The organism is Rhizomicrobium sp. (assembly GCA_037200985.1).
In the GTDB taxonomy this organism is placed as follows: Bacteria; Pseudomonadota; Alphaproteobacteria; order Micropepsales; family Micropepsaceae; genus Rhizomicrobium.
On the sequence record JBBCGJ010000001.1, the window covers coordinates 2,836,383 to 2,863,093 of the forward strand.

20 protein-coding genes are annotated in these 26,711 nt (G+C 66.1%); 6 read left to right on the top strand and 14 right to left on the bottom strand.

All coding sequences use genetic code 11. The features are described 5' to 3' along the window. Positions 1-293 precede the first annotated feature (293 nt). Together WDN01_13885 and WDN01_13890 are read left to right on the top strand one after the other, a co-directional pair. Positions 294-527, top strand: a complete 234-nt coding sequence (locus tag WDN01_13885; GenBank protein MEJ0027114.1) for a hypothetical protein — start codon at positions 294-296, stop codon at positions 525-527. Between the two features lie 80 nt (positions 528-607). Next, positions 608-1,921: a hypothetical protein gene (locus tag WDN01_13890; GenBank protein MEJ0027115.1), complete on the top strand. Its 1,314-nt coding sequence runs from the start codon at positions 608-610 to the stop codon at positions 1,919-1,921. Positions 1,922-2,186: 265 nt separating this feature from the next. Here WDN01_13890 and WDN01_13895 read toward each other — a convergent pair whose 3' ends face one another. Further along, positions 2,187-4,823, bottom strand: a complete 2,637-nt coding sequence (locus tag WDN01_13895) for an AMP-binding protein (protein MEJ0027116.1) — start codon at positions 4,821-4,823, stop codon at positions 2,187-2,189. 113 nt (positions 4,824-4,936) lie between these two features. Between WDN01_13895 and WDN01_13900 the strand changes: the two genes are divergently transcribed. Beyond that, positions 4,937-5,446, top strand: a complete 510-nt coding sequence (locus tag WDN01_13900; GenBank protein ID MEJ0027117.1) for a PaaI family thioesterase — start codon at positions 4,937-4,939, stop codon at positions 5,444-5,446. Positions 5,447-5,652: 206 nt separating this feature from the next. Then, positions 5,653-7,173 (top strand): carboxypeptidase M32, encoded by a 1,521-nt coding sequence (locus WDN01_13905; protein ID MEJ0027118.1) that lies wholly within the window; start codon positions 5,653-5,655, stop codon positions 7,171-7,173. Between the two features lie 7 nt (positions 7,174-7,180). Here the strand turns inward: WDN01_13905 and WDN01_13910 are convergent, their stop codons facing one another. Next, positions 7,181-9,598 (bottom strand): TonB-dependent receptor, encoded by a 2,418-nt coding sequence (locus WDN01_13910; GenBank protein ID MEJ0027119.1) that lies wholly within the window; start codon positions 9,596-9,598, stop codon positions 7,181-7,183. 150 nt (positions 9,599-9,748) lie between these two features. Further along, positions 9,749-11,743, bottom strand: a complete 1,995-nt coding sequence (locus WDN01_13915) for a sulfotransferase (protein MEJ0027120.1) — start codon at positions 11,741-11,743, stop codon at positions 9,749-9,751. A 79-nt stretch (positions 11,744-11,822) separates the two neighbouring features. Between WDN01_13915 and WDN01_13920 the strand changes: the two genes are divergently transcribed. Further along, positions 11,823-14,882: an alpha-mannosidase gene (locus tag WDN01_13920; GenBank protein ID MEJ0027121.1), complete on the top strand. Its 3,060-nt coding sequence runs from the start codon at positions 11,823-11,825 to the stop codon at positions 14,880-14,882. 171 nt (positions 14,883-15,053) lie between these two features. Further along, positions 15,054-15,761 (top strand): Crp/Fnr family transcriptional regulator, encoded by a 708-nt coding sequence (locus tag WDN01_13925; protein ID MEJ0027122.1) that lies wholly within the window; start codon positions 15,054-15,056, stop codon positions 15,759-15,761. Between the two features lies 1 nt (position 15,762). Here the strand turns inward: WDN01_13925 and ccoS are convergent, their stop codons facing one another. From ccoS to WDN01_13980, 11 genes are all read right to left on the bottom strand, one after another. Beyond that, complete coding sequence (gene ccoS, locus WDN01_13930; protein MEJ0027123.1) at positions 15,763-15,912, bottom strand: cbb3-type cytochrome oxidase assembly protein CcoS; 150 nt, start codon at positions 15,910-15,912, stop codon at positions 15,763-15,765. Then, positions 15,909-18,062, bottom strand: coding sequence for a heavy metal translocating P-type ATPase (locus WDN01_13935; protein MEJ0027124.1), 2,154 nt, complete (start codon positions 18,060-18,062; stop codon positions 15,909-15,911). Before WDN01_13935 ends, ccoS begins: the two co-directional genes overlap by 4 nt. After that, complete coding sequence (locus WDN01_13940; GenBank protein MEJ0027125.1) at positions 18,059-18,538, bottom strand: FixH family protein; 480 nt, start codon at positions 18,536-18,538, stop codon at positions 18,059-18,061. The genes WDN01_13935 and WDN01_13940 overlap by 4 nt, the downstream gene beginning before the upstream one ends. After that, on the bottom strand, positions 18,535-20,049 hold the full coding sequence (gene ccoG / locus WDN01_13945; protein ID MEJ0027126.1) for a cytochrome c oxidase accessory protein CcoG: 1,515 nt from the start codon (positions 20,047-20,049) through the stop codon (positions 18,535-18,537). Before ccoG ends, WDN01_13940 begins: the two co-directional genes overlap by 4 nt. A gap of 9 nt (positions 20,050-20,058) precedes the next feature. Then, positions 20,059-20,931 carry a cytochrome-c oxidase, cbb3-type subunit III gene (gene ccoP, locus WDN01_13950; protein ID MEJ0027127.1) on the bottom strand — a complete coding sequence of 291 codons (873 nt, stop codon included), beginning with the start codon at positions 20,929-20,931 and terminating at the stop codon, positions 20,059-20,061. Then, positions 20,931-21,095, bottom strand: coding sequence for a cbb3-type cytochrome c oxidase subunit 3 (locus WDN01_13955; GenBank protein ID MEJ0027128.1), 165 nt, complete (start codon positions 21,093-21,095; stop codon positions 20,931-20,933). Before WDN01_13955 ends, ccoP begins: the two co-directional genes overlap by 1 nt. Before the next feature lie 2 nt (positions 21,096-21,097). Beyond that, complete coding sequence (ccoO, locus tag WDN01_13960) at positions 21,098-21,826, bottom strand: cytochrome-c oxidase, cbb3-type subunit II (GenBank protein ID MEJ0027129.1); 729 nt, start codon at positions 21,824-21,826, stop codon at positions 21,098-21,100. Next, the gene (ccoN, locus tag WDN01_13965; protein MEJ0027130.1) at positions 21,823-23,469 is read right to left on the bottom strand and encodes a cytochrome-c oxidase, cbb3-type subunit I; all 1,647 of its coding nucleotides are present in this window, start codon (positions 23,467-23,469) and stop codon (positions 21,823-21,825) included. Before ccoN ends, ccoO begins: the two co-directional genes overlap by 4 nt. 431 nt (positions 23,470-23,900) lie before the next feature. After that, positions 23,901-24,245, bottom strand: coding sequence for a response regulator (locus tag WDN01_13970; GenBank protein ID MEJ0027131.1), 345 nt, complete (start codon positions 24,243-24,245; stop codon positions 23,901-23,903). A 104-nt stretch (positions 24,246-24,349) separates the two neighbouring features. Further along, the gene (fixJ, locus tag WDN01_13975; protein MEJ0027132.1) at positions 24,350-24,973 is read right to left on the bottom strand and encodes a response regulator FixJ; all 624 of its coding nucleotides are present in this window, start codon (positions 24,971-24,973) and stop codon (positions 24,350-24,352) included. Then, positions 24,970-26,466 (bottom strand): PAS domain S-box protein, encoded by a 1,497-nt coding sequence (locus WDN01_13980; protein MEJ0027133.1) that lies wholly within the window; start codon positions 26,464-26,466, stop codon positions 24,970-24,972. Before WDN01_13980 ends, fixJ begins: the two co-directional genes overlap by 4 nt. Positions 26,467-26,711: the final 245 nt, after the last annotated feature.

Consider the following 26,711-nt stretch of genomic DNA (forward strand, 5'->3'; position numbering starts at 1 on the left):
AGAAATGCGCAGGATTTGGGCCGATTGGCTCGGAAACTCGCGAAAAGGCTTACCAAGCGCCAAAGTTCTGCGTTTTACTCCTTCGTGCCCGACCCATGCTCCCCGGTTCGTGAACGGCCTCCTGTCCCCCGACCCTGACCGTTGGTTTCTGCTGCCTACAAAATAGACCTGTCTAATATTTCATCTTTCGGTCGCATCGGACCCTCTAGGCGTGCCCGCCCGGCGCACGACAAAATCTCGGCGCGGCAGCGTTTGCCGTGGCCAAGAACGGGAGAGGGAACTTGAAGGCGAAAGTGAAAACGGGATTGGGCGTTGCGGCCTTGGCGGCAACGCTGACGGCGGGCGTGTTCATCGGTCAGGCCCTGGCGGCCCAGCCGCACATGCACGCGGCGCTCGATTATCTGCGGTCCGCGAAGGCGGAGCTGGAGGCGGCGGAGCACAACAAGATGGGCCATCGTGCCGAAGCGCTGCGCCTGACCGATGAGGCGATCCGCGAGACCGAACAGGGCATCGCCGACGCCTACTGACAGGAAGAGCGTCCTTTCTGAACGGCGCCTCCGGGCGCCGTTCATTTTTTCTTAGGCATGGCAATTGCGCCGCGCCCGCCATGAACGGCGCATCCCCGCCTCAATTGCCCCCGACCGGGACGATCCGGCAGCCGGCCGTGCTTCTGGCCGTGCGCCGCCACACCCTGGCGGCCCTGGGCCCTTTTGCCATAGCGGGCGCGCATGTCCTGGCGTCGATCCTGTTCCTCAAGACGACGGCGCCGGCCGAATTCGGCCTCTTCGCCTTCGTCCTGGTGGCTGTCCCATTCTGGCTCGGGCTCTCGGTCGCGCTCCTCGGCGCGCCGCTCGCCACCACGCGCCCGCAGGGCGCGGACGCGTGGCGCGAATTGCCGACGCTGCTGAAGGCCAATCTCGTCTTCTCCCTGACCGCGACCGTCGCGGTGGCGACCCTGACGGCGGCAAGCGGCGCCGGCTGGGCAGGCGCGGCCTTGTTCGGACTCTATGGCGGCGTGATGTGCCTGCGCTGGTTCGCGCGCTGGCTGGCCTATGCCGACCACCGCCCGGTGCGCGCCATCCTGTCGGACATCGCCTATGGCCTGCTGCTGGTGGCCGGCCTGGCGATCCTCATGGCCGTGCACGGCCTCGGCATCGCGAGCGCGGCGGGCGTGCTCTGCTTCAGCGCCGCCGGAGGCCTCGCGGTCTTCGGCCGCGACTTCCTGATGATGCAATGGAGTGCCCTGCGCGGCGGCTCGCTTGGCGCCTATGCACCGATCTGGCGCGACCTGACGCAATGGGCGCTGCTCGGCGTCGTGACCTCCGAACTGTCGCTCAACGCGCACGCCTATCTCGTGACCTTCTTCGCCGGCCCCAAGGCCTTCGCGCTGATCGCGGCGGGCTCGCTGTTCATGCGGCCGGTATCGCTCTGCCTGACCGCCCTGCCCGACCGCGAGCGCCCGCTGATGGTCCGTACCCTGATGAACGGCGACCGCGAAGGGACCGAGCGCTGCGTGCGCGAATTCCGCGCCGCCGCCGCCGCGATCTGGGTCCTGACGCTTGCCCTGTCGGCGGCGGCGCTCGCCTGGTTCCCGCACGCGATCCTGAAGGCGGATTACGGCTTGCGCGACGTCCTCGCCGTCGTCCTGCTATGGGCCGCGATCATGGCGGTGCGCACCTGGCGCACGCCCGAAGCGGTGCTGCTGCAGGCCGCCCGTGAATTCCGCCCGCTCGCCGGCGCCAGCGTGATCTCGAGCGTCGTGGCGCTCGGCACGACGGCTGCGCTGCTCCTCCTCTTCGGACCGGTGGCGTCGCTCCTGGGCGTCCTGATCGGCGATCTGGTCCTGACCGAACGCGTCTTCGCGCTGACGCGGCGCTGGAAACGCGACCGCGGCTGGCGTCTCGCCATCGCACGCATCTAGCGCCTCGGAAAATAATTTTCACGGCAAGAAAATATCGTTCGCCGCATCGCACCCGAAAACTTATCCCCGCGGCACTTCAAAAATCTCGGCGTTCTCCGCGGCCATGCGCGACTCGATCGTCGGACAACCGCGACAAAACCGATGCCGAACGAAATTTTCCGGTGCCTCTTGAACCGAGTCGGTCTACGCACCAAATCAGCCACATCCCCACAAGTCCGAGCTGACCCAAACGGCGCCGCCGCGCCATGGAACGACCGCGAATGATTCAGACCGCCACGACGTCCGACAGCGCCGCCGCGAGATGCACCGCGTTCTCGCCCCGGACCATCGAGCGATGATCGCCCGGCACGCGGCTCACCGTCAGCGCGGCGCAGCGGTCGCGCCACAGCCGCGCCGGATCGGGGCGTTGCGGATCGCGGATCTCCGGCACGACGAGATGCACAACTCCGTTGTAGAAGCCGGGCGCATAATGCGCCACGGCGGCGGTCGTCGCATCGGCGACGGCCTGCAATGCGGAAGGAATGCGGGGATTCGGGGCTTCCACGGCCGGCACCTTCTCCAGCCCGAGCCGCAGCAGGAGCTTGTGCCCGAAGGACAGGATCGCCGTGCCCGCATAATGCAGGCGCTCGCCCATCGGCATCGCGCGCAGGGCACGCGCGTGAAATCGGGCGCGCTGCGCCACCATCCCGAGCCAGATCGCGAACGGCCACTGCCCGGCGCTGCTCTGCGCGTCGATCAGCGTCAATGACGCGGGCGGCTCGCCCGCTTCGTACAGCAGCCGCGCCATCTCGAACGCGATGAGCCCGCCCGAGGAATAGCCGGCAAGATGGAACGCGCCATGCGGATAACGCTTGAGAATCTCGGCGATGTAGTCGTCGGCCATCGCGGCGATGGAGGTCGCGGGCGCCGCGCGGCCGTCCAGCCCGCGCGCCTGGATGGCGTAGACCGGTCCGTCGCCCGCGACCCGCCGGCCCACCGGGAACAGCTCCATCACATTGCCGCCGAGCCCATGCACGATGAAAAGCGGCGTTCCCACGCCGTCCTTGATCGGCACCAGCGGCGAAAATTCCGCCGGCCGGCGATCGTCGATCGCGGCCGCGAGGCTGGCGATGGTCGGCGTCGCGAAGATCGCCGTCACCGGCAGTTCGACGGCGAGCGCATCCTCGATGCCGAACATGATTTCGAGGGTGGAAAGCGAATCCCCGCCGCAATCGAAGAAATCCGCGTTGCGTCCGATGCGCTCGCGCTTCAGCACGCGCCGCCAGATCGCGGCGACGATCTCCTCGGTCTTGCCGGCCGGCGCGGCCGTGTCGGGCGCCGGCAGTTCGACCTCGCGCCGCTGCCAGTCCTCGTCCAGCGCGGCCAGCGCCGCCATGTCGAGCTTGGCGCTGGCCAGTCGCGGAACGGCATCGATGCTGTGGATGCGCTGCGGCTGCAGCGCGGCCGGCAGCGAGTCGCGCAGCGCCGCCTTCAGCCCGGCGCAGGGACCGACGATATAGGCGATGAGCCACCAGTGCTGGCCGACGCGGCGCGGGAACACTGCGGCGTCGCGGATGCCGGGGCGGCGGCGGATCGCGGCTTCGAGCTCGGCCGGCTCGACGCGCTGCCCGCGGATCTTGATCTGGCGGTCCTTGCGGCCCACCAGGTCGATCAATCCGTCGGCGCGCAGCCGCACCAGATCGCCGGTGCGATGGATGCGGCAGGACGGATCCTTCGGATCGGCGGGAAAATCGCCGGCGTCGACCTTGCCGTCGACCCAGCGTCCGAGCGCGACATAGGGGCTGCGCAGCACCAGTTCGCCGGCCTCGCCCGGCGTCGCGGCCTCGCCGTTCTCGCCGACCACCGCCAGCGCATTGCCGGCGAGCGGATAGCCGAGCGGCACGCGGTCGCCTTCGCGCGGGAAATCCGCCGGCACGAACCATTGCATGATCGGCGCCTCGGTCGAGGAATATCCGAGCTCGATGCGGCAATCGGGCGGCAGCCAGGCCCGGAGCGCATCGATGTCGCTCCACAACACCGCCTCGCCGCCGACGCGCAGGACCCGCAGCGAAGGCGGCGCCGCGCCGAGCGGCATCAGCGCGCGCAGCAGCGCCGGCACGGCATAGACGACGGTGACGCCCGCGAGCCGGTCCAGGATCGCGCGCGCGCCGTTGCGCTGCACATCGATGAGACGAAGCGTGGCGCCGCTCAGGAGCGCGGCGAAGCGCTCGCGCAGGCCGGCGATGGTGCATTCGGAGCTCAGCGGCAGGAAGCGGTCGGTCTCGTCGATATGCGCGGCCTCGGCATATTGCGCGACGCGGCGCAGCAGGGCGCGCTGGCTGTTGACGATGCCCTTGGGCTTGCCGGTGCTGCCGGAGGTGAAGAGAACGAAGGCCGGCGCGTCGGGGCCCGCCGGCGCGAGCGGCGCGGCGGACACTGGCCCGGTTTCGCCCAGAGCGATGCGCCGCACCCCGGGCGGCACGAGGCCGTCGATTTCGGCGTCCCCGGAAAAGCCGATGACTACCGCCATGCCGCAATCCTGCACGACGCCGCCGAGCCAGGCCTGCGGATAATGGGAATCGAGCGGAACGAAGAGCCGTCCCGCCGCGAGGCAGGCCAGCATCGCGACGGTGAAGTCGCAGCACGACGGCAGCAGGATGCCGACGAGGTCGTCCGGCGCCGTCTCCCGGGCGAGCCGCCGCGCCAATGCGCGGGCGGCCGCCAGGGTCTCGGCATAGCTGAGCGACCGCGCACCGTCGTCGAGCGCGATGCGATCGGGATGGCGCAACGCCGTCTCGGCGAAGAGTTCGAAGATCGGGCGGGTAAGATCGATTTCGGCCGCTGCGGCGCGCGCGACCGGGCCGTTCCAGTCCAACGGGTAGTTGGAACGGTCGAGCCAAGGCGCGGTAAGACGGTCGAGCACGATGTTTTCGCGTCCGTTTGCGGACCGAATCTAGCCGCGCCGGGAAAAACAAATCCTGAATCCGGACGCCAAGTCCCGAAACGGCACAGGCACGATCCCTGCAGAGATGTCGCATGCAGGTTTCAGTCCCGGTTGTCTGGCGCGATCTTCGTGCCGATCCGGTGCAACAGGAGAACGAGATGCTCCACGTTGATACAGCCAAGCTTCTTCCCGCCAATGACAGCGAACCCGCGCCGCTGCCCCGTCTCACTCCGGCCGAGCAGCCCTTCCCCAAGCTGATCGGGCTCGAGATCACCGAGGCGACGCCCAAGCGCGTCCGCGCCACCCTCGCCGCCCGCAACGAGCTGTGCCGCTCCGGCGGCACGCTCCACGGCGGCGCCCTGATGTCGCTCGCCGACATCGTCGCCTCCTGCGGCGCCTTCCTCAATCTGCCAGAAGGCGCGGCCACCACGACGATCGAGAGCAAGACGAACTTCATCGGCGCGGCCAAGGCCGGCGAGCCGGTGTTCGCGGAAAGCGTCGCGCTGCATGTCGGCCGGCGCAGCTCGGTCTGGCAGACCACCATCACCCGCGCCGACGGCAAGCTGGTCGCGATGGTGATCCAGACCCAGATGGTGATCTGAAATCTACCCTCCCCTTGAGGGAGGGTCGAAAAATCGAAGCGGCGCGTAGCGACAGTGTACGCGCGAGATATTTCGGGGAGGGGGCCGGCGCCGCGGCTAGACCCCTCCCCGAAATTTGCTGCGCAAATTTCGACCCTCCCTCAAGGGGAGGGTAGGAAACCGCGCAACCTCGCCCTACGCTCGCCCAGCACGATCCGAGGCGCCCCATGTCATCCCTCCAGGCCGATCCCTATGCCCGCGCGGCGGCGAAGTTCGCGCTGTCCTGCAAGCTCGCCAGCATCGAGGCGCTGATCGACTGGGACGCGCAGACCAACATGCCCAAGGGCGGGAGCTGGGCCCGCGGCGAACAGCGCGGCGCCTTGGCCGAGATCACCACCGACCTGACCGGCTCGCCCGAGATCGGCGCCCTGCTCGACGAAGCGCAAGGCTACGCCGATGCACTCGACGACGCCGACCGCGCCAATCTCGCCGAGATGCGCCGGCTCTTCGTGCATCGCGCCGCGGTGCCCAAGGACCTCGTCGTCGAGCGCGCGCGCGTGAGCCAGGCGCTGCAGGCGGCGTGGCTGGAAGCCAAGGCGACCGGCGATTTCTCCTTGTTCGCGCCGGGATTCAAGAAACTGATGGCGATCCACAAGGAGGTGGCGGCCGCCAAGGGCGCGGCGCTGGGTCTTGCCCCCTATGACGCGATGATGGACGAGATGGACCCGGGCCTGACCTCCGCCGTCATCGATCCGATCTTCGACGATCTGGCGGCGAGCCTGCCCGGCATCCTCGCGGACGTCCGCGAACGTCAGAAATCATGGCCCGACGTGTTGGAATTCCACGGCGATTTTTCCGTCGCGAGACAGAAGGCGCTGTCGCAGCGCCTCGCCGCGGTCGTCGGCCATTCGCCGGAGAACAGCCGGATCGACGAGGCGCCGCATCCCTTCTCGATGCCGCATTCGCCCGGCGATGTGCGGTTCACCACACGTTTCAGCGAAGACAAGTTCCGCTATGCGGTGATGGCGACGATGCACGAGGCCGGCCATTCGATGTACGAGCTGAACCTGCCGCGCCGCCTCGCCTTCTCGCCCGTCGGCTTCGCGCGCGGCGCGTCGGCGCATGAGAGCCAGTCGCTGATGCTGGAGATGATGGCGGGCCGATCCAGGGAGTTCCTGGCGTTCCTGGGTCCCCTGCTGCACGAATATCTGGGCGGCGATCCGGCTCCGTGGGCACCGCGCAACCTGCTCAACTTCGTCCGCCGCGTCGACGACGATTTCATCCGCGTCAACGCCGACGAGATTTCCTATCCGCTGCACGTGATCCTGCGCTACCGCCTCGAACGGGCGCTGCTGTCGGGCGATCTCGGCGTGGACGACATCCCCGGCGCCTGGAACGAGATGTTCGGCAAGCTGTTCGGCCGCATGCCGCCCGATCACGCCAAGGGCTGCCTGCAGGACATCCATTGGGCGGCGGCGCTGTTCGGCTATTTCCCGAACTACGCACTCGGCGAAGCCCTGGCGGCGCAATTGTTCGAGACCGCCTGCTCCGAGGATTTGCAGATACTACCCGCGCTCGGTCGCGGCGACTTCAAGCCCTATTTCGCCTGGGTGCGGCCGCGCATCCACGAACAGGCGAGCCTGAAAAGCTTCGACGACCTCGTCGTGGCGGCGACCGGAGCGAAACTGTCCGGCGAAGCCCTCAAGCGCCATCTGCGCCGGCGCTATCTGGAAGAGACGCTGGACTGATCGCGGCTCAGAACTTCTGGCTGAATCTGAGCCCGATCTGCCGCGGCGTGTTCGTCGCGACATAGGGCTCGGCGCCGCAGATCTGCACGGTGCACTCGGCGTAGCGGTAGAGATCGTCGCGCTGGTCGAAGGCATTCAGGACCGACAGCTCGAGCGCCCATTTGTCGGTGTCGACGCCCACCGTGAAGTCGACATTGGTGAAGGCCCGCTGGCGGCCGAGCGCGGCGCGGATCGGCACGTCGACCCCGGTGACGGGATTGGGCGCCATGACGCGCAGGTCCGGCCAGCTCGCCCCCTGGTAGATCACGCTGGTCTGGACATGGCCGAGGAAGTCGTCGACCAGCGGGAATTCGTAGCGCGCTGTCCAGTTGGTCTTGAACTTCGGCGTCGGTAGCGGCGTGCCGGCCGGTGCATCCGCGGTGCCCGGGCAGATCGTGACGCCCACGGGGCCGCAATAGTCCTTGGTCAGGTGCGAGTCGTTGTAGGCGCCCGAGCCGCTGATGGTGAGGCCCGTCACCGGCATCCAGGTCACGTCGCTTTCGATGCCGTAAATCTTGGCCTGGCCGGCATTGTGGATCTCGGTGAAGGAGTTGAGGCCCAGGAAGGAGAACTGGAAATGGTTCCAATTCTCGATATAGGCGGCGCCGTTGAAGATGAGGGTGTGGTCGAGCCAGGCGGTCTTCCAGCCGATCTCGTAATTCGTGAGGCGGTCCGGCTGATAGGGCGGGATGGTGCCGCGGCGGTTGACGCCGCCCGGACGGAATCCGGTCGACCAGGTCGCGTAGACGAGGCTGTCGTCGTCAATCTTGTAGTTCATGTTGAACTTATGCGTGAAGCCGGACTCGTAGACGCTCTTGTCGAGATTGGTGCAGGGGCCGTTGTCGACGCTGGTGGGCGCGAAGCACTGCGACACGCCGGTATGCGAACTATAGGCGTCGGAGAAGCCGAAAAAGCCCTTCAGCGAATTGGCGGCATAGAAGACGCGCCCGCCGAGCGTGAGCGTGACCTTCTTGGTCAGGTCGTAGCTGACCTCGCCGAACGCGGCATAGTCGTTGTCGTAGCGCTGCTGGTCGGTCAGCCACAGCGTGCCCGGCCAGTTGGGCACCGAAAGCTGGCCGACGCCCGGATCGGCGTTCGTGTCGGACAGATTGGCGATCTGGTAGTTTTGCAGGATGTAATGGCCCTGCCGCTCGAAGAACAGCCCGCCGACGAACCGCAGTGGCTCGTCCGCCGGCGTCGAGACGCGCAGCTCCTGGCTGATCTTCGTGAAATGATCCTTCTCGAAGATGTACTGCCGGGGATCGATGAAATTGCCGTGATTGTCGTAGATGTAGGCGCCGTAGCCGTACAGGTTGTCGTAGAAGAACGAATAGTCGGTGTAGTCCGACGCGGCGTTGATCTGACGATCCATGTAGCCGCCGGAATAGTTGATATCGAGATTGGCGATCTTGCCGTGGATTGCCAGCCCCGCCTGCACCCAGGTGTCGTGCGCGTATTCCGGGAAGAAATGCTGCACCTTCAGATCGCCGACGCTGGGATCGTAGGCGAAGATGCCGCTGGTCTGGGTGTGCTGCGCCACGACGGTGGGCGTGATCGTCCAATTGTCGTCGAGATCGAATTCCAGCGCGGCGCGGCCGCCGAACGTGTCGACGCTGTTGAAATTGTTCTTGGCGATGGCGGCGTTGCTCACCGTGACGCCCGATGTCGGGAAGAAGCGGGTGCCGGGCACGTTGTCGATGAAACCGGAGTCGTGCTCGGAATAGCCGACCAGTCGGATGGCGAGATCGTCGGCCAGCGGAATATTGACGAAGCCCTCGCCGCCATAGCCGATGCTGCCATGGTCCACCGTGTTCACGCTGACGTCATAGGCGGCGGAGAAGGCGCTCGGATCGGGCCGGTTGGTGATGATGCGGATCGTGCCGGCTTCCGAGCTCGCGCCATAGAGCGTGCCTTGCGGGCCCGACAGCGATTCGACGCGCGCGATGTCGTAGACATGCACGTCGAGCGCGCCGCCGATCGTGGTGATCGGCTGCTCGTCGAGATAGATGCCGACGGTGGGAAGAGAGCCGGAATGGTTGCCGTCATTGCCGCTCGACACGCCGCGCATCGAGACATTGGCGAAGCCCGGCCCGCCATTGCCGGCGCCGGCGCCGCCCACCGTATAGGTCACGCTCGGCAGGAACTTCACATAGTCGGCGAAGTTCGTCACATGCAGCTGCTCGAGCTTCTCGGTCGGCAAGGCCTGGATGCTGAGCGGCGCGCGCTGGATGTCCTCGGAGCGCTTTTCGGCGGTGACCACCACCGTCTCGATGCCGGCCGGCCTGTCGGCATCGGCGGCGAACGCGGGCCCCGTCAACATCGTGGAGGTCAGCAGCACCTGCCAAAGCGCCGGCCGCACGCGGCCGCCCGTCGAAATCCCCCACATGCCAAGTCCCCCGGAAAAGTGGCCGCCGCCCACGTACGCAAATTCACGGTCTCGCAAGTGTCACAAGTTGAAACCCCGGCAAAAGGGGCCGTCAATGCCGCGCAGGCGGTGGGACTGCGGAAAAATGCTGCACTGCGTTAAAAGAGGCAGCTAAGTGTAATCCTGCAACACTGGGCCCAGCGCGGCCTTGAGAGGCCGCAGCCAGGGATCGAAGTTTTGCCAGTGGTCGACGCCGTCGCGGAAGATCGGGCGGCGCACCTGTTCGGAACTCGCGGTGCGCACGGCGCGGTCGTTTCGATGGAATTGCAGGCAGCCTTCCTCGAAGGGCAGACCGCAATAGTCGAGCAGGCGGCGCACCTCGGCTTCCGGGTCGTCGACCATGCGTTCGTAGATCGCCCGATGGATACGGCCCGGCAAGGCGTCGTCCATGTGGCGCATAAGCTCGACATAGTCGGCATAGTAGCGGCCGAGTTCGGTGAGGTCGTAGCTGAACGCCTGGCCGCGCGCGAAATGCTGCTTAAAGGCCGAGAAGCAGCAGCCCAGCGGATGGCGCCGCGCGTCGACGATTTTGGCGTTGGGCAGGATCAGATGGATCAGTCCTGCGTGGGCGAAATTGTTCGGCATCTTGTCGATGAAGAACGGCCGGCCGAGCTTGCGCTGCACGCGGGTGCGTTCGAGATATTCGGCGCCGAGCTCGTGCAGGTCGTCACGCGAAAGGTTCGCGAGCATCTCGGGATAGTTGGACGCCTGGCTGCGCGCCTTGCGGCCGGAGAGGCGCCGCGCGATGGCGATGATGTCGGGCAGCTCCATCGTGCCTTCGACTTGGCTGTGCGTCGCCAGGATCTGTTCCAGCAGCGTCGACCCGGCGCGCGGCAGCCCGACGATGAAGATCGGATCGGGCGCCGGATGACCCCATCCGGCCCGCGCCGCAAAGAGATAGGGCGTGAAGACGAGCTTGGAACGGCGGACATGATCGGAGGTCTCGACCGCGTCATAGACGACGGTTTTTCGGCGCAGCGCATTGCCTTGGCGATACTGTTCGAACGCGTCTGCATAGCCGTGCGCGTCTTCCAGTGCCTTGCCCAGCGCGAAATGCAGGTGATAGCGGTCCTCGCCGTCGAGATCGGTCCGCGCCAGCCCGGCCCGCATCGCCTCGATATCGGACGCCGCGAAGGCGACGGTCTTGAGATTGGCGAGGCTCCACCATGCTTCGCCCAGGGCCGGCGCCAGCGACAGCGATTTGCGGTAGGCGGCGACGGAATCCGCCTGCCGGCCCACCGCCTTCAGCGCATGGCCATAGCTCATCCACGCCTTGGGCTGGTTGGGGAACGCCTTGAGCACGTCCTCGTAGCAGGCGATGGCCTTGGCGTATTCGCCGATCTGGCCATAGGCCGCGCCTTTCAAGGCGCGATAGGCGGGATTGCGTGCGTCTTCCCGCTGAAGGATTTCGATCTGCGCGATGGCGTCTTCGGATTTGTTCTGGCGATGAAGCACGATGGCGTAGTTGTGCCGCGCGGCCGCGAAGGTGGGCGCCAGTTCCAGGCAGCGCGCCAGCAGGATTTCCGCGTCGCCATAGCGTCCCAGCCGCGCGCCGATTTCCGCCAGCATGCGAAGCGCCGCGATGTTCGACGGGTCGGTCTTGAGAAACGTCCGCAACAGCCGCTCCGCGACCGCAAGCTTGTTGTCGCACAGCGCCAGGGCGGCTTCGATCAGCCTGGGATCTCGGGTCGCGAGACGAAGCTGCTGCGCCGTGGCATCGGCCGCCCGCGCGTCGTCGCCGATGAGCCCATATTGTTCGCCGAGCGCGGCCCAGGCGTCGCCGAAATCGGGATTGAGGCGGGTCGCCTTCCGCAGCGCGTCGATCGCGGCCTGCGTCTCGCCCTGCGCGGCGCGGGTGCGGCCGAGTTCGAACCAGACGGACGGCGCCCTCGGCTGCTCTCCGGCCAGGGCCTCCAGCGTGTCGCGCGACGCGGGCAGATCGCCCTGCCGCCGTTGCGCCGAACCGAGGCATAATCGCGCCTGCGGATGGCCGGGGACGGCATCGAGAATGGCGCGCGCCTGCGCCGCCGCCGCCGACGGGTCGCTGTCGAGCAGCCGCGCGGCATGCGCGAGCGCCGTCTGCAGCGATGCGGTGGCCTGGCTCATGCCGCCCGATCAGAGGGACAGGCGCACGAACCTGTCAACCGCGTGCGCAAACCGCGGGAATTGCCGTAAAGTGACCGCCATGACCCACGACACATCGCAACGCGGCGAATTCCAGCGCGTCCGCGGCCGCTATCCCGGTTACACCCGCACGCGGCTGACGCAGTTCGCGCGGCGGCTGAAGCGCGCCATCTATCCCGACCGCGCCGCCGTCGAGCGGATCGAACTGGCCGGACCGACCGATCGCATCGCGTTCGAACAGGCCAAAACGCTGGACTACCGCGAGGCCGCCATCGGCGCGCCGCTCGGCCCGCTCTGGGCGACGTATTGGGCGCGCGTGACGGTGCGGATTCCGGAAGATTGGCGCGGATCGCGCGTCGACCTCCATTGGGATTCCCGGTCGGAGGCCCTGCTCTGGATGAACGGCCGCTCGACCCAGGGCCTCAACAGCGGCCGCCACACCGCGCCGGTGGCGCGGGCCGCCAAAGGCGGCGAGACCGTCACTTTATATATCGAGATCGCATGCAATCGCGCCTTCGGTGCCGCCGAAGCCGGACACCCGCCGGCCGAGCCCTACCAGCTTGCAGCCTGCGATATCCGCCGCTTCGATCCCGAGGCCTGGTCGCTGTTCCATGATTTCGACGTGCTGCGCCAGCTCGAGGCCGACCGCGAGCCGCCGCAGACACCGCGCTCGACCGGCGGCGTCGCCCCCAAACTGGTGCGGCCAGCGCTCGACACGACCTGGGCCGGAAAGCTGCTCCACGATTTGAACCGCGTCTGCAATCTGCTCGATCCCGACGACCGGACGACCTGGGATGCGGGCCGGGCGATCCTTGCCGGGCTATTTTCGGCGAAGAACGGCACCGTGGCGCACGAACTCACCGCCATCGGGCACGCCCATATCGACACCGCCTGGCTCTGGCCGATCGAGGAGACGCGGCGCAAATGCCAGCGCAGCTTCGCCAACGTCCTCGCCCTGATGGACGACTATCCCGAATTCAAATTCGCCTGCTCCCAGGCGGCGCAATATGTGATGATGGAGCAGGCCGATCCCGATCTCTTCGCCCGCATCCGCGCCAAGGTCGCGGGCGGGCAATGGATTCCCATCGGCGGAAGCTGGGTCGAGCCGGACTGCAACCTGCCGAGCGGCGAGTCGATGTGCCGCCAATTCCTCTACGGTCAGCGCTATTTCGAGAGGACCTTCGGCGCGCGCTCCCGCATCTTCTGGAATCCGGACGTGTTCGGCTATGCCGGGCAATTGCCGCAGTTGATGCGCGAAGCCGGCATGGACCGTTTCCTGACCCAGAAGCTTTCCTGGAACCGCTTCACCGTGCCGCCGCATCACAGCTTCCGCTGGCGCGGCATCGACGGCAGCGAAGTGCTCACGCATTTCCCGCCGTCGGACACCTACAACAGCATGTGCTCGATCGAAGAGATGCGCTACCACGCGGCCAACTACAAGGACGCCGACCGCTCAGCGGAGGCGCTCTATCTGTTCGGCTATGGCGACGGCGGCGGCGGGCCCGACGCCGTCATGATCGAATCGCTGCGCCGGACCGGCGATCTGCTCGGCGTGCCGAGAGCCGCGACGCGCGATCCCAATGACTTCTACGACCGGCTGGAACGCGAGGCGGACGATTTCGCGACGATAGAGGGTGAGCTTTATTTCGAATACCATCGCGGCACCTACACCAGCCAGGCGGAGGTCAAACGGCTCAACCGCCTGATCGAAGGCCGGCTTCAGACGCTCGACCTGCTCTGCACCGCGAGCCTCGTGGTCGGCAAACCGGCACCGTCGCGACCGGAGGTCGAAGCATTGTGGCGCGTGCTCCTGGTCAACCAGTTCCACGACATCCTGCCGGGCAGCAGCATCGGCGAAGTCTACGTCCGCGCACGCAAGGAATTGGCCGAACTCGCGGAACGGACCGAGGCTCTTTCGCAAAAGCTGCTCGACGGATTGTCGCGCGGCAGCGACGCGATGCCGTTCAACCCCACCGGCTTCGCGCGGGACGAGATCGCCGCCGGGCCGCACGGGCGTTTGCAGCGCGTCGTCGCCGCGCCGTTCTCGGCCGGCCGCATCGAAGACGCGCCCCAGGGCGTGCGCGTCGAAGATGCCGGCGACATCGTCCTCGACAATGGGCGGCTTCGCGCCGTTCTGAACCGGGGCGGAGCCGTTCTGTCCCTGACGCATCTTGCGAGCGGCCGCGAAGCCCTCGCCGGCAAGGCCAATCGCTTCGTCTTGTTCGACGACCGTCCGACGGAATACGAGGCCTGGGATATCGATCCCTTCGCGCTGGAGACCGGCCGGGAATGCGCCCCCGCCGGACGCTGCGAAATCGTCGCGCGCGGCCCGCTGCGCGCTGAAGTGCGCTTCGAACACCCTATCGGCGGGAAGAGCCGCCTGACGCAGACCGTCCGCCTGGACGCCAGCGCCGACCAACTCGAATTCGACACCGAGATCGACTGGCATGAGCGCCGCACCCTGCTGAAGGCCGCCTTCCCGCTCGCCGCCAAGGCGCCCCGCGCGACTTATGAGACGATGTATGGCGCGGTCGAGCGCCCGACCCACGCCAACACCGATGCCGATCTTGCACAATACGAAGTGCCCGGCCATCGCTGGGCCGATCTGTCCGAGCCCGGTTTCGGCGTCTCGCTCCTGACCGATTCCCGCTACGGCTATTCGACGTTGGGCAATGTCATGAGCCTCAGCCTGCTGCGCGGCACGGAGTCGCCAGACCGCACCGCCGACATCGGTATCCATCGCCTGCGCTACGCGCTCTATCCCCATGCCGGCGATTGGCGCGCGGCGGCCACGGTCGCCCGTGCCGCCTGCTTCAACCGTCCGCTGCTATGGGCGAAGGGCATGCCGGCTGCGATCCTGTCGGAGCCGCTGGTTTCGGCCGAGCCCGCCAATGTCGTGATCGATACGATCAAACCGGCGGAAGACGGCAAGGGCTGGATCGTGCGGCTCTATGAAAGCAGCGGCGCCTCGACACAGGCCCGGCTGGCATTCGGCACGGCCGTGCACGGCGTCGAGCGCAGCAACACGCTCGAGGACGAAGGCGAGGCGATCCCGCCGGCGGACGGCGCCCGCACGCTCGCCCTTCGGCCGTTCCAGATCGCGACGCTCAGAGTCCGGTAGCGTTTCCAGCCGCCCGACGAACGCTGTCTTTGGAGCGACCCCACGCCGGGTTTTCACGCTCCCCGTAACCGTCCGTCCACCCGCGCAAAAAGCGCCGTTTCTTTTTTCCGGGGAACCAACGTTCCCCTGAAAGGCTTAGATATCACCGGTAGGCGGGGAAGGAGTTCCGATTTGCGCGACCGCAATCATCTTCTCGCATCGCTCGGCGACGCCGATTGGGAACGTGTCGCGCCGGAACTCCAGCCGGTGAAGCTTGCCGCGGACAAGGAGCTGGAAACGCGCGGCCGCGACGTGGATTGGATTTATTTTCCGCAGAGCGGCATCGCCTCCGTCATCGCCGAAAGCTCGGGCGGCAGCCGGGTCGAGACCGGGGTGATCGGCTATGAGGGCATGACCGGTACCGGCGTCGTTCTGGGCGATAGCCGCGCGGCGCAGCTGATCGTCATGCAGATTGCAGGCGAGGGTCATCGGATCGCCGCATCCCGATTGCGCGAATTGCTGGCGGAGAGCACGACCCTGCGCGACCACCTCTTGCTGTTCGCGCGCGCCTTCGCGATCCAGGTGGCCCATACCGCACTCGCCAACGGCGCGGGACTTCTGGAACAGCGCCTCGCCCGCTGGCTCCTGACGCTGCACGACCGGGTGGAGGGCGACACGCTGGCGATCACCCATGACTATATCGCGACGATGCTGTCGGTGCGGCGGCCCGGCGTCTCGGTCGCGCTGAAGGTTCTGGAAGAACAGGGACTGACGCGGGTGACCCGCGGACTGATCGCGATCGTCGACCGCCAGGGGCTGCTGGAGAAGTCCGGCGGGCTCTACGGCGGCACCGAGGAGGAATACCGGCGTCTGCTGAACTGGACGCCGCAGCGCGGCTAGCTCAAGCGTCTTTGTCGTCGTCCAGCAATATCCGATTGGCGTCGCCCTCCGGATCGTCGTACTGGCCGCTGTTCAACGACCACAACAGAAGTCCGAGCGCGGTCAATCCGAAAGCGAGCGCCGCGGCGATGATGACGGCGATGCCGTTCACGGCGCCCTCGCGAGCCGCAAGGCGTTCAGCGTGACGATCAATGAGGACCCCGCCATGGCGCCGGCGGCGATCAGCGGGGTCATGAGGCCGAACGCGGCGAGCGGAATGGCCGCGAGATTGTAGAGCGCGGCGAAGGCGAAGTTTTGCACCACAAGGCGGCGCGCCCGGCGCGCGATATCGACCGCCTCGACGATCGGCGCGATGGAATCGCCGCGCAGCACCAGATCGGCGGCGCGCTGGCTGACATCGGCCGCGCTGCCGGGTGCGATGGAGACATGTGCCAATGCCAGAGCCCCCGCATCGTTCAGCCCATCGCCGATCATGAGCACGCGTTCGCCCCGCGCCCGCAAGGCCTGCATGTACGCCGCCTTCTCGGCGGGGCCGATGGCGGCCCGCCAGGAGTCGATGCCGGCTTCGCTCGCGATCTGCATCGCCGGCTCGGCGCGGTCGCCGGTCAGCATCTCGACCGCGATGCCGCGCGCTTTCAGGTCGGCGATCGCCTGTTTGGTGTCGGGCCGTATCTTGTCTTGGAATGCGAACCGCACGGGCGCAGCGTTTCCGGCGCGGTACCACAATTCGCTGCCATGGGAGGTTGAGCCGGCACCGCACCACGGCGCGCTTCCGAGGCGGTGCTCTTCGCCGTCGACCGCAGCAGAAAGTCCGGCGCCGGCGATCTCGGAGACTCCAGCGGCGACCGGACCCGTGCCGGCGGCCTCGGCGACGGCGCGCGCCAGCGGATGGCGGCTGGCGCGGGCGAGTCGCGCGGCGGCTTGCAGTGTGGCGCGGGGAATTTCCGCGGCATTCCGCAATTGCGGCGTACCCAGGGTCAGCGTGCCGGTCTTGTCGAATACGGCGCGGTCGATTTCCGCGAGGCGTTCCAGCGCATCGCCGGACTTCACGAAGACGCCGCGATTGAACAGACGGCCGGTGGCGACGATCTGCACCGCGGGCACCGCGAGGCCGAGCGCGCAGGGACAGGTGATGATCAGGACGGCAATGGCGTTGGTCAGCGCGACGGGCAGCGCCGCGCCGACGGCGAACCAGCCCGTGAACACCAGGAGCGACGCGATGGCGACGAAGGGCACATAAGCGCGCGCGGCGCGGTCGGCCAGGCGGACATGGAGGCTGCGCGTCTGCTGCCCTGCTTCGAGCAGCCGCGCCAGATCGGCGACGAGGCTGTCGTCCACGCCGACGGTCGCGCGCAACACGACGGGACGGCCGACGATGATGGTGCCCGCGCGCAGGGAGTCGCCGCGCCGGACCGCCACGGGCGCGCTCTCGCCGGTGACGAGCGAGATGTCGGCATCGCTGTCGTCCTCCGCGACGCCGTCGGCCGGAACGCGCTCGCCGCTGGCGAGCAAGATGCGGTCGCCGGCGCCGAGTTCGCGCGCGGCCACCGTTTCCATCTCGCCGCCCGGCTTAAGGCGGCGCGCCGTCGCCGCCTGGAGCGCGACCAGATGCTGCGCCGCGCCGCGTGCACGGTCGCGCAAAAGGTAGTCGAGATAGCGGCCGATCAGGAGGAGGAATGCCAGCATCACCGCGGCGTCGAAATAGGTATGCGCACCGTGCCGGACGGTCTCATAAAGGCTGAGCGCGAGCGACAGGAGGATGGCGAGGCTGATCGGCACATCCATGTTGGTCTGGCGCTTGGCGAGGCTCCGGAAGGCGGACTGGAAGAAGGGCTGCGCCGCGAAAAGCGACACGGGAACGGATATGGCGGCGGCGAGCCAGAAAAAGAGCTGGCGGGTCGCCGGGCTCATATCGCTCGCGCCATACCAGACCGCGTCCGTCAAACCGACGACGAAGACCGTACCGAAGCCGGCAATGGCCAGGCATCGCAGCAGCCGCCTGCCCTCTTCCTGGCCGTCATCGAGCGATTGCGCCGCGTCGTAAGGCGCCGCGTCGTAGCCCAGCGTCTGTACGCGATCGATCACCGCTGCCGGCGCGACGGCATCGCCCCGCCAGGCGACGTGCAGCTTTCCGGTGGAGAGATTGAGGCGGGCCTCGGTCACGCCGGAGATGCCGCGCACGCCGCCTTCGATCTTGGCAAGACAATTGGCGCAACGCGCGCCGCGCACGGCGAGGTCCATCGCGGAGACGCCATCGCGCTCCGCCCGCACGAAGGCGGAATAACTGTCCGCCGCGCTCACGGTACCCACAGCCGCGCCGTCGCCTCGAACGGGGCGCGCCGGTCGGCATTCGACAGGAGGATATCCCATGCGCCGGACGCGACATCGCCGGCATCGGCCCAGTAGCGGCCGCCGCCGGCGGCCACGATGCGCAGGGCGCGGTCGCGATTCTCGTCGGCGGGATGGCGAAGCTCTGCCGCCAGCACCGCATCGCCCGGCGCACGACCGGCCGCATCTTTCAAGCCGATCTCGATGCGCACATGGCCGTCCTTCAGCCGCCGGACCGCGACATCGGCCTTCCAGCCCAGCCGCGCCTGCGCGGCGCGGCGTTCGAGCGTCGTATTGTACTCGATGCCCTGGAGATAGGGCTTCTGCTCGTCCTCGCCGCGGAAAGTATCGATGGAGATCACGATGAAATAGACGTTCACCGCGATGATGCAGGCGAAGAACCCGCCGAGCCAGACGAGTACGCCACGGCCGGTCAACGGACGGATCATCGCTGTTCTCCCGACACGAAGACGGCGCCGGCGTCGCGGCTTTCGCCGCTTTTGGCGTCGCGCAGCGCGAATTCGATGTCCTGCGAACCGCTTTGCAGATCGGGCCGCGCGACCGTCACCAGGACGCGCACGGCGCGCACCTTGTCCGGATCGACGGAGAGCCTGACCGGAAGCGAAACGACGCCGAGGCCGATGACGTTGACCTTCACGGGCCTGATGCCCCCGATCGACAGATAGAAGTCGCGCGCGGTGTCGGCGCGGTTCATCAATTTGAGCGTATAGCCGTTGCGCACCGAGCCGTCCGCCAGGGCGACGAAGTTCGGGTTACGGTCGCGGATCACGTCGATGCCGATCGTGTGGCGGGTGAGCAGGCTGAGCAGCATGACGCCCGAAACGATCGCGAGAACGGCGCCGTAGAGCACGGTGCGCGGGCGAACGAACCGGAAGCGCGCCTTTTCGCCTCGGCTGCGGCGCATGACATTCGCGTCGGTGTCGTATGCGATAAGGCCTTTCGGCAGGCCGACGCGCGCCATCACATCGTCGCACGCATCGATGCACAAGCCGCAATTGATGCATTCGAGCTGGGTCCCGTCGCGGATATCGATGCCCATCGGGCAGGCCGCCACGCACTGGTTGCAGTCGACGCAGGCGCCGCGCCCGTCCCAGGGCTGGCCCTTCTTATGCGCGCCGCGCGGCTCGCCGCGGTCGGAACGACAGGTGACGGACAGCGCTTCGTCGTCGATCATGGCGCCCTGGATGCGCGGCCAGGGACACATATAGGTGCAGACTTGTTCGCGCATCAACCCGCCCAGCGTGTAGGTGGTGAACGCCAGAATGGCGATCGCGCCATAGACGATCATGCACGCCGAGCCGGCGATCAGCGCCTGCGCGAGCGCCGGCGCGTCCGTGAAATAGAATACCCAGGCGCCGCCCGTTGCGACGGCGATTGCGATCCAGATGGCATGCTTTGAGACGCGCTTTGCGACCTTGCCCACGGTCCAAGGCGCGGCGGAGAGGCGGATGCGGGCCGAGCGATCCCCCTCGATCAGGTTCTCGACATAAATAAAGAGGTCGGTCCACACCGTCTGCGGGCAGGTGTATCCGCACCACAGCCGGCCGAACAGCGCGGTGACGAGAAACAGCGCGACCGCGGCCAGGATGAGCAGGCCGGTGATGTAATAGACTTCCTGCGGCCAGATCTCGATGAAGAAGAAATAGAAGCGCTCATGCGCGAGATCGACGAGGACGGCTTGGCTGGGCGCGGACGGCCCGCGATCCCAACGAATCCACGGCACGAGATAGTAGATCGCAAGCGTGATCGCCATGACCGCCCATTTGACCTTGCGATAGGTGCCGTGGACCAGCTTGGGATAGATCGGTACGCGCGCCTTGTAGAACTGGCGGTTGGCCGCGCTGTTGCTCGCCTGGGCATCCGAGCGCTCCACGCCTTCGGCCGCGTGGCCGGCGACGGGCGTTGCATTCCGCATCGTGATGACAGTGCACGCGGTCATCGTTGGCGCCTACTCTCCGCCGCCGAGGCTGTGGACGTACACCGCAAGCGCCTTGATCTCTTCCGGCGACAGCCGTCCACCCCAGGTCGGCATCACGCCGCCATGGCCGTTCCAGATCTGGTCGCGGATATCCTCGCGCTTCGGACCGTACAGCCATTCGTTGTCGGTCAGGTTCGGCGCGCCCATCTCGCGATTGCCTTTGCCGGCCGGCCCATGGCACATCGCGCAATTGTCGGCGAACAGTTTCGCCCCGCGCCCGACCGCATGCGCGTCGGCGGCGCGGCCCGAAAGGTGCACGACGTACTCGGTCAGATCGTCGATCTGTTCGGGCTTCAGCATGCCGTCGCGGCCGAAGGCCGGCATCTGCGACTGGCGGGTATCCGGACTGGTCGAGCGCACGCCGACCGTGATCGTATGCTGGAGGTCGGCGAGCCTGCCGCCCCACAGCCAGGCGTCGTCGTTGAGGTTCGGATAGCCATGCGCGCCCTGTCCCCCGCTGCCATGGCAGGCAGCGCAATTGTCGCCGAAGGTCGCGCGGCCCTCGGCCAGCGCGAATTGCAGCAAGTCCGGATTGGCCTGGATCTGCGCCAAGCTCGCATGCGCCAGTTCGCGATCCTTGGCGAGACGCGCCGCCTTGAGCGCCGCGACTTCGCCGGTGACGACGTCGCGCTGCGAGCGGTTGAGGACGCCATGGGTGTAGCCATAGATGCCCGGCCAAGCCGGCATGAAAATCCAGTAGACTACCGCCCAGGCGATGCAGACGAAAAACAAGCCCAGCCACCAGCGCGGCAGCGGGGTGTTGAGCTCCTTGATCCCGTCCCATTCGTGGCCGGTGGTCTCGGTGCCGGAGACCTGATCGACCTCCTTGTCGTGGTCCGACATCAAATCTCTCCCTCTTCGAAGGGAATTCGCGCCGCTTCCTCGAACCGTTTTTTGTTCGACGGCCAAAGCGCGTAAGTGAAAGCGACCGCGAACATGACGATGAAATAGACGGCGCCCCAGCTCTGGGCGAAGGCCAGCACGTCTTCGTAAGCCCAGCGTTCCATGGCTATCTCCGGTTCTCGGGCGCGTTGGCGTGGTAGGTCTTGAAGTCCACCAGTGTGCCGAGCATCTGCAGATAGGCGATCAGGGCGTCGGCTTCGGTTATGTCCTTCGGATTGCCGTCGAAGTCGCGTGCCGCGGCCTCGGGATAGCGTTTCTTGAACGCGTCCACGCCGTCGCTGTCCGGATTGGCCTGCGCCTCGAGATCGGCCGCGGCATTGGCAATTTCGGCGTCGGTATAGGGCACGCCCACCGTACGGTTCGCGCGCATCACATCGGCGATGTCGCGATAGTTGAGCGGCGTCTTTTCGAGAAAGACATAGGGCGGCATGACCGATTCCGGGACGACCGAGCGCGGATCGGCGAGATGGGCGCGCTGCCATTCGTCGGAATATTTGCCGCCGACGCGCGCCAAATCCGGGCCGGTCCGCTCCGAGCCCCATTGGAACGGATGATCGTACATGCTCTCGGCCGCCAGGCTGTAATGGCCGTAGCGTTCGACCTCGTCGCGCAGCGAGCGGATCATCTGGCTATGGCAGACATAGCACCCCTCGCGGATATAGATGTCGCGGCCGGCGAGTTCGAGCGGCGTGTAAGGGCGCATGCCGTCGACCTTCTCGACGGTGCCGTTCACCCAGAACAGCGGGGCGATCTCGACCGCGCCGCCGATGGCGACGACGATGAGGATGCCGATCAGCAAGAGGATCGAGTTCTTTTCGAAGATCTGATGGTTCACGACACGGCCTCCGCGGCAGCTAGAGGCGCGGCAGCGGCGCTTGGTGCGGGTGCGCCGCTCTTGACTGTGCGCCAGAGATTGTAGGCCATGATCAGGACGCCACCCAGATACATCGCCCCGCCGAGCGCGCGGATGATGTAGTAGGGATGCATCGCCTGGACGCCCTCGACGAAGGAATATTCGAGGAAGCCGAAATCGTTATAGGCGCGCCACATCAGGCCCTGCATGATGCCGGCGACCCACATCGACGTGATGTAAAGCACGATGCCGAGCGTCGAGATCCAGAAATGCCACTCGACCAGCGCGTTGGAATAGAGCGCCTTCTTCTTCCACAGCCACGGCACCAGGCAATAGAGCGCGCCGAAGCTGATATAGCCGACCCAGCCGAGCGCCCCCGAATGGACATGGCCGATCGTCCAGTTGGTGTAGTGCGACAGGGCGTTGACCGTGCGCACGCTCATCACCGGACCTTCGAAGGTCGACATGCCGTAGAACGCGACTGAGACAACCAGCATGCGCAGGACAGGATCGGTGCGCAGCTTGTCCCATGCGCCGGACAGCGTCATCAGGCCGTTGATCATGCCGCCCCAGCTCGGCATCCACAGGATGATCGAGAAGGTCATGCCCAGCGTCTGCGCCCAGTCGGGCAACGCGGTGTAGAGCAGATGATGCGGACCGGCCCAGATGTAGATGAAGATCAGCGTCCAGAAATGGACGATGGAGAGGCGGTAGGAATAGATCGGCCGCTCGGCGCGCTTCGGGATGAAATAGTACATGATTCCGAGGAAGCCGGCGGTGAGGAAGAATCCCACCGCATTGTGGCCGTACCACCACTGTGTCAGCGCGTCCTGCACGCCGGAAAACGCCGAGACGCTCTTCGTCGACAGCAGCGAGACCGGCAGCGACAGGTTGTTGACGATATGCAGGATCGCGATGGTGGCGATGAAGGCGAGATAGAACCAGTTCGCGACGTAGATATGCGGCTCTTTGCGCTTGATGATCGTGCCGAGGAAGGTCAGCAGGTAGCAGACCCACACGACGGTCAGCCACAGATCGGCGTACCATTCCGGCTCGGCATATTCGCGGCCCTCCGTGACGCCCAGCAGATAGCCGGTGCCCGCGAGCACGATGAAGGTGTTGTAGCCCCAGAACACGAACCAGGGCAGCGAGCCGCCGAACAGCGCGGCCCTGGTCGTGCGCTGCACGACGTAGAACGACGTCGCGATCAGCACATTGCCGCCGAACGCGAAGATCACCGCCGAGGTATGCAGCGGGCGCAGGCGGCCGAAATTCGTCCACGGCCAATCGGGAAAATAGAACAGGCTCGGAAAGGAAAGCTGCAGCGCGATGATCAGGCCGACCAGCATGCCGGCGATGCCCCAGATCATCGAGGCGACGACGCCCGCCTTGACGACGTTGTTGCGGTAGCCGGAGCTCTCCTCCGCCGGCACGCCGCCGCCATAGTTGACGAGATAGAAGATGCCGATACCCAGCATGCAGGCCGCGAAGGTCCAGGCCTGGATGACCATGGCCGGATCGGGCGAACGCGCCGCCTCCACGATCGCGGCGATGAAGCCGCCGCCGGCGATGAGCGGCAGGACGGCCAGGTCGACGCGGAAGGGGCGATCAACGGCAGACGGCATCTGGAGCCTCTTGGCTGGATGATGCTTCGACGGGTTCGACAGGGACTGAGGCGCTCTGACCGGCGAGCGCGCGGGCCGCGGCGCAATAGGCTTCCCAACCCGCGGTGGATTGCTGTGACTCTGGCGGCATGCAGGGCTCCCCGATGGCGCCTTTGCCTTCGCCCGGAATGCCCGGGGTTTGCTTGATCGGAATCAATGGTCGGGGAAATGCGCGTGCAGCGATCCGTCGCGACGGTCAGGTTGTCGCGCCGCTCGGCTCGCGACGCGACGGCATGGCGCAACGCGGCCCGCGAAAAGACCGGGCGCGGAGACCATAACACGAGGTCCACCGCGCCCGACTTGATGCTCTCGCCGGAGGGAGATCGCGGAAGCCTGGAGAGTATGGCGCTCGACCTTGCCGCGCGCCATTCGGAGAGAATGCCTACGAAACTTTACATAGGCGCGGCGAGTGCGGTTTCGATCAGGTTGATAAGGACTTCGTCGTCCGGCGGCTTGGCGAGCATCGTCGCGCCCAGGCGCTGGGCCGCTTGCACCATTGTGTGATCGCTCCGTCCGGACATGACCACGACCGGTGTGGCGACGCCCCGGCGGCGCAACTCGTCGAGCAGCTCGATGCCGCTCGTCTCGGGCATGTGCACATCCAGGATCAGGCAGCCGGCGCGCCCCAGATCAACCCCGGCAAGAAAATCGCGCGCGGAGGCAAAGGCCTGGGCCGCGATGCCTTCGGCGTCGAGCAGGACGAGGATCGATTCGCGCACGGCCTCGTCGTCGTCCACGACGAAGACCAGGCGGTTGCTTGGGGAACTCAATTCGGCACCTGCGCGATGGCGAACTAAGATGTTAATTGACCTGCCATTTCGGGTTCCATACGCAATAACCCCTAGGCACCGCCCTCCGGCGAACGACCGGCCGCCAGCGAGATTCGCACGAGATCCGACAGGCTCCGGGCATTCATCTTGTCCATGATGTGGGCGCGGTGGATTTCGATGGTTCGCGGGGAGATGCCGAGTTCGTAGGCGGCCACCTTGTTGGAGCGTCCGACGACGAGTTGATCGAGGACGTTGCGCTCGCGCGGCGTCAGAAGCGCGAGCAGCCTTTCCGCGGCCGCGGCCTCGGCGGCCCGGCTGCGCGTCTTGCTGCCGATCTCGAGCGCGCGGCGGATGCTGCCCAGCAACATCTCGTCGTCGAACGGCTTCTCGATGAAGTCCACCGCGCCCGCCTTCATCGCGCGAACCGCCAGCGGCACGTCGCCATGACCGGTGATGATCACCACCGGAAGGCCGAGCTTGCGCTTGACGACCTCTTCCTGGAGTTCAAGTCCGTCCATCTCCGGCATGCGGATATCGGCGATCAAACAATGTCCCGCGCTTGCCTTGTCCGCCAGGAAGTCCCGGGCGGAGCCGAAATCCTTCACCGCGTAGTTCGCCGATTCCAGGAGTATCCGTATCGAATCGCGAACGTCGTGATCGTCATCGACCACGAAAATCAACGTATCGGTCGTCATGCTGCTTCCCTCTGTCCGACAAACGGGACACGGAAACGGAACGTGGCGCCTGGCCGATGGTCAGGCAGGGCCACGATGTTTCCCCCGTGCGCTTCCAAAATCGATTGGCAAATCGTCAATCCGATTCCCATTCCCTTTTCCTTGGTGGTGACGAATGGCTGAAACAGGCGCTTCAGTACGGCCTCCGACAGGCCCGGCCCGCTATCATGGACCGTAACCCGTGCGAAGTCCTTGTTGTCGATCGCGGTCTCGATGGTGAGTTCGCGTATGTCGACAACCTGCATGGCTTCGAGGCCGTTGCGGATGAGATTTATCAAAACCTGCTGAATTTGCACTTTATCGATCAGCACCGGGGGGAGCTTCGGTTCCAATTGAAGACACAACCGTACATTCACGTGGGCCGTCCCCACCAAGCCTAGCGCGATTGCCTCCTCCACGACGTTGTTGAGGTCTTCGGGCGATCGGTTGCTGTCCCGCTTCTCGATGAAGTCGCGCAGGTTCCGGATGATGGCGCCGGCTCGCAGTATCTGGGCGCCCGCCTTGTCCATGGCGTCCTTGGCACGATCGACGCTTGCGGGCTCGGCCCGATCGAGAGTCCGCCGCGCCGCTTTCACATAGTTGGCAATGGCCGTCAGCGGCTGGTTGAGTTCGTGGGCGATCGCCGACGACATCTGCCCCATCGAACTGAGCCGATTTATATGGGCGATCTCCGACTGGAGCGTCTGCATGCGAAGCTCCGACCGCTTCTTTTCGCTGACGTCGCGGACGATCTTGGACGCGCCGACGATATCGCCGGCCCCGTCGCGCAAGGGCGAGATCGTGATGGAGACATGGATGTCGCTGCCGTTCTTGTGGCGGCGAACCGTCTCGAAGTGCTCGACGTCCCGTCCGGCTCGGATCTGGTCGATGATATCCTGCTCTTCCGCAAGGCGGTCCTGCGGGATCAGCATCGCTATGTTGGCCCCGATCACCTCGCCGGCCGCATATCCGAAGATCCGCTCGGCGGAGGCGTTCCAGCTCGTAATCGTGCCGGCCAGCGTCTTGCTGAGAATCGCGTCGTCGGACGACTGGACGATCTGGGCCAACAGGCTGTCGAGGTCCATGCGCCTGGCTACTTCGGCTTTCAGGGGCGTCAGGTCGTGGATGACGCCGACGAAGATGCGATTCCCGCCGACCTCGCCTTCCCCGACCGAGAGATACATCGGGAAAGTCGAGCCGTCTTTCCGGCGCCCGACGACCTCACGACCGCTGCCGATAATTCGTTTTTCGCCGGTCCGCAGATAGCTGGAAATGTATGCGTCGTGCTCGCCATGATACGGTTCCGGCATGAGCATTCTGACGTTCCGCCCCGCAACCTCGTCTGGACGGTAGCCGAAAAGTCTCCCGCAGGCTTCGCTGCAGACTTGGACAATGCCCCGCGTGTCGATGACGACGATGCCATCGACGGCGGTATCCATCAGCGCTTTGAATAGCGCATCATCATCATGAGGCATCGGGGCATTTCTATTGTGCGACGCAATACATTCTGTTGACTAAACTCGAACCGTCCTTCCACCTTCCGAGACTTGCACACTTTGCGCGCAATACAATTAATAATAACAATTAATTCACTGACCGGCAAATCAAAGTTGCATCTATCGTTAAATAGCGCGGCTTCGAAACTTCAAGCCTAGGTAAGACTCCTTACAGGAATTACCGAGCTCCCGCTACGCCTGACGGTCGGCCAGTCTTGACGGTC